This is a genomic window from Pseudoxanthomonas sp. Root630, assembly GCF_001427585.1.
Taxonomy (GTDB): domain Bacteria; phylum Pseudomonadota; class Gammaproteobacteria; order Xanthomonadales; family Xanthomonadaceae; genus Pseudoxanthomonas_A.
This window is the reverse complement of record NZ_LMGY01000012.1, coordinates 406,824-420,093: the sequence shown is the minus strand read 5'-3', so window position 1 is coordinate 420,093 and position 13,270 is coordinate 406,824. Positions and strand designations below refer to the sequence as shown.

The following is a 13,270-nucleotide window of genomic DNA, read 5'->3' as shown; positions in this document are numbered from 1 at the left end:
GAAGGCCGCTTGGGGCTCGTTTGCTGGCTAGGCCTCCGTTTGCTCGGCCATCTCCAGAGCATCCTCAACCTCGATCCCCAGGTACCGTACCGTGCTCTCGAGCTTGGTATGGCCCAGAAGGATCTGGACGGCTCGCAGATTTTTCGTGCGCCGGTATATCAGAGACGCCTTCGTCCTGCGCATGCTGTGCGTGCCGTAGCTGTGTCGATCGAGACCAATGGCAGTGACCCATGATGAGACGATGCGAGCGTACTGTCTGGTCGATAGATGTCCGACGTACTTGGCTCGACCTGGAAACAAGTAGGCTCCCGGCACAATCTGAGCCTGACGAGCCCACTCGGCAACCGAAGTTCGGGTCAAGTCCGTTAGCTCAAACTGCACCGGTCGATCAGTTTTCCGCTGCAGCACGATTGCCCGCTTCGCAATCGCCGAGCCATGGGATACATCGCGCAGTCGCAAGCTGACGAGGTCACAGCCTCGGAGCTTTGAATCAATGGCCAAATTGAACAGAGCTAGATCTCGGGCGTTCTTGCCAAGCTGTAGCCGGACCCGAATGGACCAAATGTCGCAAAGCCGGAGCGGCGTCTTCTGGCCGACCAGCTTCCCCTTGTTCCACGGCGTGCGTCGAGAGGGCATGGGAGTCTCCTGTTAGGAGGCTCCAGTGTCGGTGTGGGGCCGGCAAGAGTAGTCAGCTTACGACCCAAAGCTGACATCTCGCTGCAATGATGGGTTGCAATACTTCTAATATTCCGGAAATATAGAAGTATGGATACGCCCCAGACCGTTCAAGCGCTTCGTGCGCTCGCGCACGGCCACCGGCTTGCCGCCTATCGCGCACTTGTACAAGCCGGCCCAGGCGGTATGGCCGTTGGCGAGCTACGCGATCAGCTCGATTTGCCGCCTGCCACGCTTACGGCACATCTGAACCAGTTGCGCGCCGCAGGGCTTGTTACTGACGAGCGGGAAGGACGTGTCATCCGGATACGTGCCGACTACGACCGTATGAACGGTCTGATTGGCTTCCTAACGGAGAACTGCTGCGGCGGGAAGTCCTGCATGCCGGCAGTCAAGAAGAAGCTCCGTTGATCCGCATTCCAGAGATACGACATGACCGAGAAGACCTACAACGTACTGTTTCTGTGCACCGGCAACTCTGCGCGCAGCATCATGGCCGAGGCAATCCTGAACGTGCTGGGCCACGGCCGGTTCAAGGCCTATAGCGCCGGCAGTCATCCCAGCGGTCAAGTTCAGCCGATGGCGCGGGAGCTGGCCGAGGCCATCGGCTATGACGCCAGCCAAGTGCGCAGCAAGAACTGGGATGAGTTCGCCGGGGAAGGCGCACCCGAGATGGATATCGTCATCACCGTTTGCGACAACGCGGCTGGAGAGGCCTGCCCCGTATGGCTGGGTCATCCTGCACTCGCGCACTGGGGTGTGCCCGATCCGGTAGCCGCCACAGGCAATGAAGAAGATCGTCGTCGAGCTTATACCGCGGCATTCGCCACATTGCGCCGTCGTATCGAGCTGCTGCTATCACTTCCGCTGCAAAGCCTCGACCGCTTGGCTGCACAAGCAAAGCTGGGCGAGATCGGGCGCGTCGGCGCTGAATGATCCGCCAGCGCCTCTTCGCCGAGTTCTTGGCCTCGGGCCTGCTGCTGGTGACGGTGGTGGGCTCTGGGATCATGGCCGAGCGCCTCGCGGACGGAAACGATGCCGTTGCCTTGCTGGCCAACACGCTGGCAACGGTCGGCGGTCTCTACGTCCTCATTGAGGTGTTCGGTTCGATCAGTGGTGCGCACATGAACCCGGCGGTCAGCGCCGTCATGGCTGCGCGTGGCGAACTGCCCCGGAATCTGTTGCTGCCATACATCGTAGTCCAACTCGCGGGTGCGGTATGCGGTGCTTTGTTGGCGAACGCCATGTTCGATCTTCCGATTCTGGAGTTCTCCACGAAGGCGCGGACCGGCGCGGGCCAATGGCTGGGCGAGATCGTTGCAACAGCGGGCTTGCTGCTGGTGGTGCTCCGTGCACCAGCACCCCGACTGGCCGCGATGGTGGCCGCATACATCGGTGCGGCCTATTGGTTCACTTCGTCGACCTCGTTCGCAAATCCTGCAGCAGCCTTCGGCCGCATGTTCAGTGACAGCTTCGCCGGCATTTCGCCTGGTGACGTGCCTGCCTTCGTTGTGGCGCAGGCCATTGGTGCAGCCCTGGGCGTAATGATCCACAAGCTACTTGGAAAGCCTCATGTCTAATCCTAGCGATCTGCCCAACGTCTCGGCCGAGCTGTTCCATGTGCCGGAGGCTGACCGCCTATCCCCGGCCGCACTCGCTACGCATGCCCCGCGGATACTTCTGCTTTACGGATCGCTGAGGAAGAGGTCATACAGCAAGCTGCTCGCGCTGGAGGCGGCCCGACTACTTCAGGCGATGGGGGCCGAGACCCGGCTTTTCGATCCGACAGGCCTTCCTCTTCCGGATGCAGAGCCCGACACGCACCCGAAGGTGCAGGAATTGCGGCAACTGGTGCAGTGGTCGGAGGGCATGGTCTGGAGCTCACCCGAGCGACACGGTTCCATGAGCGGCATCATGAAAGCGCAGATCGATTGGATTCCACTGTCTCAAGGCTCCGTGCGCCCAACCCAGGGCAAGACGCTAGCCGTCATGCAAGTCTCTGGCGGTTCGCAGTCCTTCAATGCAGTGAACCAGCTCCGTGTGCTTGGACGTTGGATGCGCATGATCACGATCCCCAACCAATCCTCTGTCGCAAAAGCGTTCAACGAGTTCGAGGAAGAATTCTATGACCGCGTCGTGGACGTCATGGAAGAGCTAGTGAAATTCACGCTACTGACGCGGGATGTCTCGCCCTACCTGGTCGATCGCTATAGCGAACGAAAGGAAAGCGCAGAAGAGCTTGCCAAGCGGGTCAGCCTCCGCGCCATCTAGGTATGGAAGCAGCCCGCTGATCTTCCTGGTTGGCGCCCATGTCCGCTTCTGGCTGGAAGCGAACATCATTCACTCGTGATCAACGAACCGAGCGCACCGGGAAGTCGATCATTTCGAGTTTGCCGCCGGCCAGCGCCGGCGCGGTCTCCGCGACTACATCGTGCGGGAACCCCAGCTTGAATGCACTGGCCTGATCCAAGCGCAGCAGTTGCTCGGACGAAAGTGCGAACTCCAACGCCTTCAGGTTGTCCGTCAGCTGGTCGTGCGTGCGGGGTCCGATGATGGGCAGCACGCCCTTGGCCAAGACCCACGCAATGGCGACATGGCTGGGTGCAACGCCGGCTTCTTCGGCGATGGCCAGCACCGCGTCCACCACGGCCGTCTTGCGCGCGTCGTCTTCACCGTGAATGACCACACCCAGGCCTTGAGCTCGGCCGGTCTCACCGCGACGGTACTTGCCCGTCAGCAGACCGCCGCCCAGCGGCGACCACGCCACCGTGCCGAGGTTGAAGCCCTTGGCCATCGGCAGCAACTCGCGCTCGGCCGAGCGTTCGACCAGGCTGTACTCCAACTGCACTGCAGACACCGGCGCCCAGCCCTTGGCGTCGGCCAAGGTCGCCGCGGTGGCGATGCGCCATGCCGGGAAGTCCGACAGGCCGGCATGCAGGATCTTGCCGCTACGAATCAGGTCATCCAGGCTGCGCGCCAGCTCATCGATCGGCGTGATGCCATCGGGCATGTGTACCCACAGCAGATCGAGATAGTCCGTCTTCAGTCGCTTGAGGCTCGCCTCGACGGAAGTCCGCATCGCCTTCCGGCTGTTGCCGCTGCGCTGCAGGCCTGCGTCCGGTGAGTCACCGAGCGAGAACTTGGACGCCAACACGATCTCGTCGCGATGGCCGGCCATGAACTGGCCCAGCATCGTCTCGGACTGGCCGAACTGGTACTGGTCGGCGGTGTCGATGAAGTTGCCACCGGCGTCGCGGTAGGTGGCGTAGATGCGCTGGGCTTCGTCCTGCTCGGCGCCATACCCCCAGCCTTTGCCGAAGTTGCCGGCGCCCAACGCCAGCGTCGAGACACGAAGACCGGTGTGGCCAAAAATGCGGTAACGCATGACAGCTCTCCTGAGGCGGCGCTTTTGGGCGCCGCCGGGTGATTTACTTCGAGGTGCGGGCGATGAAGTCGGTGATGTACTCGGCCGACAGTTCCGGATACTGGTGCTGCGGACCGTGGCCGGATTCGGGGTAGAACACGAACTGCGCGTTCTTCATCTGGCCGACCAGCGGGAACCAGTTCTGACCCGCCGTGCTCGTGTCGTTATCGCCACTGATTACCAGGATCGGCGTGCGGGTCTGGGTCAGCGCCTGGCGGCGGCCCAGCTTGTCTTCGCCGAAGGCCTGCGCGGCGGTCAGGTAGACCTGGATCTGTTCGACACGGCTGGGGATCTTCGAGACCACGTCCGGACGCGCATAGATGCGATCGCGTGAGGCTTTGGCGGCGGCGCGGCTGAACGCGGACTTGGGCTCGAAGAACAGCACGTACTCGTCATCCAGATCGTTGACCGGCTTCAGGGCGCGCTCGATGAAGACCTGCTGGATCGGGATCTGGCCCGCGCCCGGGGGGTTGGTGCCGATCAGTACGGCATGGGTCACGCGCTCGGGCTGGTCGAGCAACAGTGTCTGGGTGGTGAACCCACCCCAGGACCAGCCGGCCATGGCGAACTTGCCCAGCTTGATCGACGTGGCAAAGCGGTCGACGAACTGGGCGACCTTGCCCAGGTCATCCGGCAACGTGCCGGTGGAGTAGCCCACGCCGGGGTAGTCGAAGGTGATGACGGTGTGGTGCTTGGCCAGGGTGTCCAGGAAGGCCGGGTCCCAGGTGTCCAGCGTGCCGCGCATGCGGTTGGCCAGCACGATGGGGCTGCCGGTACCGATGGAGCGGTAGGCAACGCGGTTGCCGTCGACTTCGACGTACTGGGTCTTGACGGTGGCGGCGGTGTCCTTGGCCAAGGCCGGGGCCGAAGCGGCGGCAGCGGTCAGGACGGAAGCAAGAAGAATGGCTTTCATGATTGCGGTTCCTGTGGTGGGTAGTGGCGGGGGTAGACCGGGGTGGTCTGCCTGCTCCGTGGCGCACTTTTTACGCCTGCCTGGGCGTTGCGAAAATAGCTATTCGGGCAAACAATGAATGCAGAAATGCAACGTCTACCGACAGGCCCGCGGAGGGGACCGGATGGACTTCGACTGGAACGACATTCCACTGCTTCGGGCGCTGGCCCAGACCGGATCGATGGCGCAGACCGCGCGCAATCTGGGTCTGGTGACGTCCACCGTCAGCCGCCGGTTGGCGGCAGCGGAAGACGCGCTTGGCGTGCGCCTGTTCATCCGTGACCCGACGGGCTACAAGGCGACCGAGAGTGGTCGGGTTTTTCTGGCGCATGCTGATCGCATCGTGGACCGGGTGGAGACGATGTTCTTGGAGGCGCGTGCTGAGCAGGAGGACATCGCCGGGCCGGTCAACATCACAGGCATCGATGTTGTCCTCAGCCACTGGCTAGCTGAGCACGTTCCATCGCTGATGGAGCGTCATCCGCGACTGGAGATCAATCTGTTGGGTGACATGCGGGAATACTCATTCACCCGCAGGGAAACAGACTTGGCGTTACGACTGAATCGGCCGAGTGCCGATGCAGCGCTTCGCATGCGCAAAGTGGGTGAGTTGGGATTCGCGGTATACGGCGCCGCCGCCTTTGCGGGCGCCACGCGGAAAGAATGGGCGTCGCTCACTTGGCTGTCTTTCCCAGCCGAGATGTCCTGGTTACCGGAGATGCAGTGGCTGGCGAAGATCGGCCCACAACGCTTCTTGAGATTCAGCAGCATTGCCATGCTCGCTCGAGCCTGCGAGCGCGGCCTGGGGATCGCGCTGCTGCCGTGCGTCGTTGGCCGCCGTCTTGGCCTGACGAGATTGCAGGACGGCATCGAGTCCAAGCGCGAACTCTGGCTTCTCAGCCATAAGGATGCCGCGCAAGTTGCAAGGTTTAGGGCCGTTGCGGACTGGCTGAAGGCGGCAGCCGATCAAGATGCAGAGCTACTCGCTGGTCCCTAGTATCAGACCGGGTGATGTCCATGCTCAGTCGCGGCTTCAGAGAATCGAGCTGGAGGCTGTAGGCCTACTCGTTTCCAAACGCACGACGAAAAGCGGCCGGCCCGATGCCTTCCGAGGCAGCAAACACGCGAGTGAGGTGGCTCTGATCAGCAAAACCGCAGAAGAGCGCAATCTCTGAGATGCTGAGCTCTCTGTTGACTAGTAACGACTTAGCTTGCTCAACACGTCGCTTGAGTAAGTAGCGATGCGGTGGCATGCCCGTAGATTGCTTGAATGCCCGACTGAAGTGACGAACCGATAGTCCACATTCTTGTGCCAGATCTGTAATAGAGACGGATCCCGTAAGGTTGGCGTCCAGCATCTCCTTAGCTCTCCTCTCTTGACCTGCCGAAAGCAGCCCTGTTGGCCTAGCTGTGCTGGATGCGACGAGGGCATAGTGGCTCGCTACATGCGCCGAGAGCGCGAGCATGACGTGCTCCGCGAATACGTTATTGATCTCATCCGGATTCTCTAGGGCCGGATAGATCGAGAGCATCATATGCTCGACTATGGGATCGACGGCGCCAGCCGTACGAGGTTGAGCGGTCAGATCCTCGATCCTTCCAATTCCAAGCTCGTTAGATAGGTCGTCAAGCGTCGCTCGGGGAAGGTAGAAATAGAGAAGGTGGAATGGGTCTGCGATATCCGCCATGGGCGATCTTCGAAGATCGTGGATTCGCACTGATCTCTCGCCATGTTCCATATCGTCTACGTGCGCACCGTCAACGAAAAACTCTGACCTTGGGCAGGCCATGAGGCGCATCTGGACAATGAACGCGTCGTCGTACGCGACCGGACTCGTCACCCCGTAGTTGGCTTCGCCAACCGTCTCGGTGACAACTAGCGGTCCTTTTGTCAGTCGTCGCGTAGCCACTTTTTCCATTCCGGAACGGAACGGGCTCAGCAGCCGGCGATAAGCGGGAAGCAAGCTCATAGGGCGCGAATGGTAGTGCCCGGCTAGCCAGAGTCAACGCATCTCGCCGCGATCTTCTTCCCTCGTTCCAGATCTAGCATGACATGGCCGTCACGTTCAAAAAATGGCCGTGGCATTCAAGACGTAGGCCGTCTCGAAGGAAAGAATGACTTCGACGGCATATCGCTAACTGTTCTAACGAGGGTTTCATGGCCGGGACGCCGAAGGACGCTTCCGTGAGTAGCGAGGCTCCATGCCATTTCGCCCTCCCTAATGACGAGCCGGGAAAGGAGATCAATGCGCTCATCGCGGACCTCTATACGCTCCACCTCGTCCTACTTACGTGCATCTCCAATGTGGCGCAATCCGGTGATGTGAGGACACAGCGCATCCTTGATGAGCAACTGGCTGCGGTCGGGAGGCAGATCGCGGCACTCGTTGATCGAGCGCAAGTAGCGAGCTACCTCGAGCTATGTAGCTCCTCAGATCTCGCCTGCTTTGAACGGTTAGGAAGCTCCAATTTGGCCAATCCAAATCGCGGCCCGGACCTGAAAGGGCTAATCGAGGACAGTCGGCAATGGATCGAGTACTTGCATGAGGCGCACGCCAAGCTTGATGCACACGGTGATGTCGTTACTGCCCGACTGCTGACCGAGCTTCTGGAACACGCGGAGAGGCGGTCCTTCCAGCTCTCGCATCTGCCCGTCAGTGAATAGGTTTCGCCTGTTGCGAGCTCTCACCACCAGTCTAGAAGGAGCATCCGCTTCATAAAGTAGTTCTCAATTCTAGTTTCGCCTTCCGCACCACCTGATCCATACCACGCAATACGAGGAACTCCCGCTATGAACGCTTTGTTGTCGCTTACCGCTGCTGTTGCCCTGACCGCAGGTGCAGTCTCATCTGCCCATGCCGCCGATCCCGCCGGCGTGAAGAACGTGGTGCTTGTTCACGGCGGCTTTGTGGATGGTTCGGGCTGGTCGCACGTCTACCGGACCTTGCGCAAGGATGGCTACAACGTAACGATCGTCCAGAACCCCACGACCTCGCTCGCCGATGATGTTGCCGCCACCAAGCTGGTCATCGCGCAGCAGGATGGCCCGGTCATCCTGGTAGGCCACTCCTACGGGGGCGTGGTGATCTCGGAATCGGGTACGGATCCGAAAGTAAAGGGGTTGGTCTACATCGCGGCCTTCGCGCCCGACAAGGGCGAGTCGGTGCAGAGCCTGATCGCCAACCCGCCTCCGGGTGCTCCGGTGCCACCGATCCTTCCGCCGCAGAACGGCTTCCTGTTCCTGGATCGGGCCAAGTTTGCAGAATCCTTCGCCGGAGACGTCGCGCCGGAGGAAGCCTCGTTCATGGCCGACTCGCAGGTCCCGTGGGGCGTCAACGCGCTCGCCGGGGCGGTCACCGTACCGGCGTGGAGGAGCAAGCCAAGCTGGTACCTGGTGGCCACGGATGACAAGATGATCCCGCCGCCAGCGCAGCGTCAGATGGCAGGGCGCGCAGGCGCCAAGGTGTCGGAGACGCCCGGCAGCCACGCTGTCTACGTATCGCAGCCGCAGGCCGTCGTGGAGATCATCAGGCAGGCCGCCAAGGGATCGAAGTAACCGCAGCCGCGGTGGATGGAGCGAAGGGGCACTCCGGGTGCTCCTTCGCCCGTTTTGGGATTAGGGTCCGAGCGTGCCCTGAGGCGGAGACGCCGGACACGCAGAGGCGCATACTGCCTGGGCCGATCTAGCCAGTGTGACCGCCAGTCGAGGCGCCTTGTCATGTCGTGCAATGCCAATCCGGTCGGATCTGAGAGCAACCAGGCTTCAGGACTGAGTATCGTCCCGAACTCTCTTCACCTTCGCGGTGCTCAGACCATTCCCACTGGTGCCAGATGCAAATCAGGCATGGGCTTCGTCGAGCTCATTGGTGATCGCAATAGCGTCGGCATCAGCGAGCCAGTTCGCGACGACGCCTACATGATCGCCGTCCAGCTTAAGAAGTGCCCCGACTTCGACCTTTATGCCGAGAGCCGCGCGTACAGGCATGAAGGATTCGTGGCCGGTGCTGTCGCGATCTACGATCTTCGCATGGACCTGGTCTATGACTTGCGCCCAAGCAAGTCGGACAATCCCGACGAGTCCTTCCACGCGATCGACTTCTATCTGCCTCATACGGCGCTTAATGCGCTTGCCGAGGACGCACGGTCACCGATAATCGACGAGCTTCGACACGCACCGGCGGGCGTCGTCCATGACCCTGTGGCGGCCAATCTGCTCCAAGCGATGGCACCTACACTTGCGGCGAAGCCGGAGGAGAGGAGCGCCTTGTTCGTGGATCATCTGGCCATGGCCTTGGCGTACCATGTGGCGCGTTCGTACGGAGGCATGAATGACTTCGCCCTCTTCGGCACGGGCCGCTTGGCGCCCTGGCAAGAGCGCTTGGCAAAAGATATGCTCGATCAGCGACTTGACGGGAGCATTTCCCTTGGCGAGCTTGCCGCAGCATGCGAGCTATCTGTCCGTCATTTCACACGCGCGTTCCGCGAGTCGGTTGGGGCTTCACCGATCGCCTGGCAACGACAGCGACGCATCGAGAAGGCGAAAGGACTGCTTGCAAATAGCGGGCTTGGTGTTGCTGACATCGCGTCGACGTGCGGCTTCGCCGATCAGAGCCACCTCACGCGCGTGTTTCAGAGCCTGGTGGGGATCGGTCCTAGCGCATGGCGTCGGGTCTACAAGCAGTAGTTTTATGTCGCTCGGCATCAAGTTGGATGTTATGTCCGCTTCTGGCCGGAAGCGGACGTCACCCTCAGGGGATGGCGGCTATCAGCCAGAAAGCGGACTTCGAAGAGCTTCTGAATTGAGCCACGCCACGAAGTGGCGTCGGCTTGCATGAATAGCTGCCTTAGCCTACAGAGTTGACCGCTCCTCCGTGACTTCCTCTAAGCCTCTCGATGAAGACACAGCTCATCCTAGTCCGAAGCCGACGTTCACGCTGGTACTCCATATGCCTCAGCTACGGATTGATCGCTCGTGCAGCCTCTCGAGAAGGTTCGCTATGTAGGTACGACTGACTCGCAAGGGAGTGCCATCCCGCAGGCGAATCAGTGCATCCCTATTCGGCAGGGCCTGCATTTCTGCCACGCAATCCAGGCGGACGATCGTAGAGCGATGCGCTCTGATGAACATGGCGGGATCGAGCCGCTTGGCAAGGTCTGCCAGCGATTCGCGCAGCAAATGCTCTTTCCTGTGGCAGTGCAGGATCGCGTAGTCGCCGCTGGCTTCGATCCATTCCACATCAGCTGAATCGATGAAGGTCACGCGTCGCCCGGTTCGGATAGAGAACCTTCGCCTGTGTCGGCCTTCGCTTAGATCCAACGTCGTCGCTCCGCCGTGATGGCGGGAAGCGATGGCTTCGCGTGCCCGATCCAGCGATTCTGAAAACCTGTCGTCGTCAATCGGCTTCAGGATGTAATCAAGCGCCTTCAGATCGAATGCACGAACTGCGAAGTTGTCATGCGCTGTCAGGAAGATGACCAACGGCCGCCGCTCCTGCGGGATCTCGTCGAGCAGCCCGAATCCGTCCAGATTCGGCATCTGGATATCGAGTAAGACCAAGTCGGACGGAGTATTGAGGATGCCATCGAGAGCCGCCTTGCCATCGGCGTACTCGCCTACGAGATGCATGTCCGGATGTCGTGTCAGGCGTGCAAGTACACCGCTCCGGGCGAGCGGTTCGTCATCCACGACGGCAACTCGGATCATCGATGAAAGTCCCAGTAGGCGTCAGGCGTTGTGGTGTCGCGCAAGGGAATATCGATCGACACGTTGAACCCGGCGTCCGTTCTTGGCTCAGCTTGCAATTTGTGCGCGTCTCCATACAAGCGGATCAGGCGCTCGGAGATGTTGCGCATCCCACCGGCTAGAGAAGATCCGTTATGCGGCGCCCCCATGCTGCCGACTTGCCCGTCGTTACCGACAAAAACCCGCAGCATCTTCTTTTCCTGCAGTAGCCCTATCTCCAGGGTGCCGGGCTCGCTGCGCAGCGCGATGCCGTGCCGGATCGCATTCTCGACCAATGGCTGCAGCAGCAGGTGCGGTACACGCTTATCGAGAATGTCTGCGCCGATGTTCCAGTGCACGATCAGACGGTCCCCGAGGCGCGCCTTCTCGATCGCCAGATACGTCTCTGTGAGAGCGATCTCCTCTGCGAGGGAGACCTCATGCGATATCCGCTCGTCGAGCGTTGCCCGCAGGAAGTCCGCGAGCCTCGAGATGACCTGCTGGGTACGCTCCACCTGGCCGGAAACCACCAGCGAAGAGATCGCATTGAGCGTATTGAACAGAAAATGTGGCTGAAGCTGGTATCTGAGCGCCCGAAGCTCCGCCTCATGCATAAGCGCCTTGGCTTCGGCGCTCCGGGCCTTCTCGTGGCCGAGCTCGATGTAGTAGCAGACCACGGCGTGGAGTGCACAAAATGCCACCAACGCAAGCCAGAACGCATCGATGCCTTTGACCAGTCGTGCCAGTTCCACGGTTTGGTACGGTATCCAGCCCGCCGACCGCGCAACCAGCAAGTCCGCGATGTTGCTGCCAACGGACAGTACATAGCTGGCGACCAGAAGGGCGGGCACCAGCAGCCACCAGGGCACTCGCTTGCGCCAGAGCGCGCGCTGTAGAAACAACAATGGTATACATAGTAGTAGATAGAGCGCCAGGCAAAGCATACGTCGCCATTCCGCGACTTCGTCGCCGATCGATGGCAGGGTCAACACCACCATGCACAAGCCGACAGGAATGCTCGCCGCGAGCGGCAGCCAGACGGGAGGAAGGAGGGCCTCGGATCTGGCATGGCGGATAGGCATCGCAAAGAGCCTCGTAACGAACGACCAAATATACGTGAGCCGAGAGGGGCCATGGCGAGGCGTCACGGCGGAGGGGGCGGCTCTTACTTGGCCAGCACCGGGCCTAGGACCTGCCTGCGCACATCACGCAAAGGGAGCCCGGGATGGGTGTCAGCATTGCACAGGCAGGCGTATGCCAGGCCGCTGGATGGATGGCACGCGAGGTAGGCGGCGAATCCGTTGATGCCACCATGGTGGCCGGCAACGGGCTTCCCGTCGATCGTGTGCGCGTCCAACATGAAGCCCAGTCCATACTGGGTATCGCCCATGCCTTGCGCTTGGGGATCGTGCCGTTTCGTCCCGGCCAGCGCGCCGTCACGAAGACGTGCTGGCACCAGCATGGATTGCACGCTTGACGCAGGCAAGTAAGCTCCGCCGAACAACGCTGCTAGCCACCGGCACAGGTCGTGTGCTGTTGAACGCATCGCGCCTGCGGCTCCGGCCAGCGCTACATCGAGGTACTCAGCATTGTTGAATGGTTGAGTCTCTGTGCCGGTCGGTGTGTAACCCGAAGCGCGTGCCATGACAACGTCGGAAGACTGGTCGAACGCGGTGTGGGTCAGGCCGAGTGGCTCGAACAGCAGCTTGGAGGCAGCGGTCGCCAAGGGGAGTGCCGTTACCTTTTCGACGATGGCGCCCAGCAGGATATAGCCAGCATTGCTGTAACGCCAAGCGGTGCCGGGATCAAAATCGAAGAGTGGCGTCATACGCGCGATTCGCTCGGCCTGGGTGAGTTGCGACGATACGCCTTCGGTGTCGTACTCGCCGTCGCTTATACCCGCCGTGTGCTGCAAAAGCTCGCGTATCGAGAACGGGGCATGCTGGGGGAGGAAGGTCAGGTAGCGCTGTGCGGGCTCGCCCAGCGAAAGTTTGCCTTGAGACTCAAGTTTCAGAAGCAAGGCGGCGACGAACTGCTTGGTGAGCGACCCAATGCGAAAGACACTTCCGGCGGTTACATGGGTTGCCGTCTCCAGGTTGGCCTGCCCGGCATAGTACGAATTGACCTCTTTGCCACCCTGCCAGACCGACAAGGCGACGCCTGGCACCTGCCGGGACGCCACCGCCGCATCGACAATGGTCCTCAAGGTCGAATCTGACGCGGCAGGCGCAAGTGCGCGCGCGAGAGGTGCCATGGGGCCTGAGGCAAGCAACATTCCCCCGGTGAGTCCTGTACCTGCTTCGATCAAGCGGCGTCTTGTGATCTTCATGTCCTATCCTCTCGCGTTAAAGGTCTGGTCGTGCCGATGGTCCTAACGATGCCAGATGTCGGCGTCGCGACCTTCAGAAAACCCGGCCTTGGCGCTGACCCGTGCATTACGTGCGCCAGGACGCCGTCGCCCCGCGACGACTTACGCGACCATATTTCCAGCCCGGGC

At 61.0% G+C, this 13,270-nt stretch carries 15 protein-coding genes; 8 read left to right on the top strand and 7 right to left on the bottom strand.

Annotated elements, in window-relative coordinates:
• Positions 1-27: 27 nt before the first annotated feature.
• Positions 28-636: a tyrosine-type recombinase/integrase gene (locus ASD72_RS08060; RefSeq protein ID WP_056879406.1), complete on the bottom strand. Its 609-nt coding sequence runs from the start codon at positions 634-636 to the stop codon at positions 28-30.
• 129 nt (positions 637-765) lie between these two features.
• Here ASD72_RS08060 and ASD72_RS08055 point away from each other — a divergent pair, with 129 nt between their 5' ends.
• The 4 genes from ASD72_RS08055 to arsH are packed head-to-tail and all read left to right on the top strand — an operon-like array spanning position 766 to position 2,946.
• The gene (locus ASD72_RS08055; protein ID WP_056879405.1) at positions 766-1,086 is read left to right on the top strand and encodes a metalloregulator ArsR/SmtB family transcription factor; all 321 of its coding nucleotides are present in this window, start codon (positions 766-768) and stop codon (positions 1,084-1,086) included.
• A gap of 21 nt (positions 1,087-1,107) precedes the next feature.
• Positions 1,108-1,611 (top strand): arsenate reductase ArsC, encoded by a 504-nt coding sequence (locus tag ASD72_RS08050; RefSeq protein ID WP_056879404.1) that lies wholly within the window; start codon positions 1,108-1,110, stop codon positions 1,609-1,611.
• Positions 1,608-2,255 (top strand): MIP/aquaporin family protein, encoded by a 648-nt coding sequence (locus ASD72_RS08045; protein WP_056879403.1) that lies wholly within the window; start codon positions 1,608-1,610, stop codon positions 2,253-2,255. Before ASD72_RS08050 ends, ASD72_RS08045 begins: the two co-directional genes overlap by 4 nt.
• Complete coding sequence (gene arsH, locus ASD72_RS08040; RefSeq protein WP_056879402.1) at positions 2,248-2,946, top strand: arsenical resistance protein ArsH; 699 nt, start codon at positions 2,248-2,250, stop codon at positions 2,944-2,946. Before ASD72_RS08045 ends, arsH begins: the two co-directional genes overlap by 8 nt.
• A gap of 79 nt (positions 2,947-3,025) precedes the next feature.
• Here the strand turns inward: arsH and ASD72_RS08035 are convergent, their stop codons facing one another.
• Together ASD72_RS08035 and ASD72_RS08030 are read right to left on the bottom strand one after the other, a co-directional pair.
• Positions 3,026-4,060 carry an aldo/keto reductase gene (locus ASD72_RS08035; protein WP_056879401.1) on the bottom strand — a complete coding sequence of 345 codons (1,035 nt, stop codon included), beginning with the start codon at positions 4,058-4,060 and terminating at the stop codon, positions 3,026-3,028.
• Positions 4,061-4,103: 43 nt separating this feature from the next.
• Positions 4,104-5,012: an alpha/beta hydrolase gene (locus ASD72_RS08030; protein ID WP_056879400.1), complete on the bottom strand. Its 909-nt coding sequence runs from the start codon at positions 5,010-5,012 to the stop codon at positions 4,104-4,106.
• 163 nt (positions 5,013-5,175) lie between these two features.
• On the opposite strand from ASD72_RS08030, the gene ASD72_RS08025 reads away from it, so the two are divergent.
• Positions 5,176-6,048, top strand: coding sequence for a LysR family transcriptional regulator (locus tag ASD72_RS08025; protein WP_056879826.1), 873 nt, complete (start codon positions 5,176-5,178; stop codon positions 6,046-6,048).
• A 64-nt stretch (positions 6,049-6,112) separates the two neighbouring features.
• On the opposite strand, the gene ASD72_RS08020 is transcribed toward ASD72_RS08025, so the two are convergent.
• Entirely contained in the window at positions 6,113-7,021 is a 909-nt protein-coding gene (locus tag ASD72_RS08020) for a helix-turn-helix domain-containing protein (protein ID WP_081420225.1), read from the bottom strand.
• 188 nt (positions 7,022-7,209) lie between these two features.
• Here ASD72_RS08020 and ASD72_RS08015 point away from each other — a divergent pair, with 188 nt between their 5' ends.
• From ASD72_RS08015 to ASD72_RS08005, 3 genes are all read left to right on the top strand, one after another.
• Positions 7,210-7,716 carry a hypothetical protein gene (locus tag ASD72_RS08015; RefSeq protein WP_056879398.1) on the top strand — a complete coding sequence of 169 codons (507 nt, stop codon included), beginning with the start codon at positions 7,210-7,212 and terminating at the stop codon, positions 7,714-7,716.
• A 126-nt stretch (positions 7,717-7,842) separates the two neighbouring features.
• Positions 7,843-8,607 carry an alpha/beta hydrolase gene (locus ASD72_RS08010; RefSeq protein WP_081420224.1) on the top strand — a complete coding sequence of 255 codons (765 nt, stop codon included), beginning with the start codon at positions 7,843-7,845 and terminating at the stop codon, positions 8,605-8,607.
• A gap of 288 nt (positions 8,608-8,895) precedes the next feature.
• Positions 8,896-9,735 carry a helix-turn-helix domain-containing protein gene (locus ASD72_RS08005; protein ID WP_056879397.1) on the top strand — a complete coding sequence of 280 codons (840 nt, stop codon included), beginning with the start codon at positions 8,896-8,898 and terminating at the stop codon, positions 9,733-9,735.
• Positions 9,736-10,002: 267 nt separating this feature from the next.
• Here ASD72_RS08005 and ASD72_RS08000 read toward each other — a convergent pair whose 3' ends face one another.
• The 3 genes from ASD72_RS08000 to ASD72_RS07990 all read right to left on the bottom strand — a co-directional run bounded on the left by ASD72_RS08000 (position 10,003) and on the right by ASD72_RS07990 (position 13,102).
• Entirely contained in the window at positions 10,003-10,737 is a 735-nt protein-coding gene (locus tag ASD72_RS08000) for a LytTR family DNA-binding domain-containing protein (protein ID WP_235577970.1), read from the bottom strand.
• Between the two features lie 14 nt (positions 10,738-10,751).
• Positions 10,752-11,855, bottom strand: coding sequence for a histidine kinase (locus tag ASD72_RS07995; protein WP_056879395.1), 1,104 nt, complete (start codon positions 11,853-11,855; stop codon positions 10,752-10,754).
• Between the two features lie 83 nt (positions 11,856-11,938).
• Positions 11,939-13,102 carry a serine hydrolase domain-containing protein gene (locus ASD72_RS07990; protein ID WP_081420222.1) on the bottom strand — a complete coding sequence of 388 codons (1,164 nt, stop codon included), beginning with the start codon at positions 13,100-13,102 and terminating at the stop codon, positions 11,939-11,941.
• Positions 13,103-13,270: the final 168 nt, after the last annotated feature.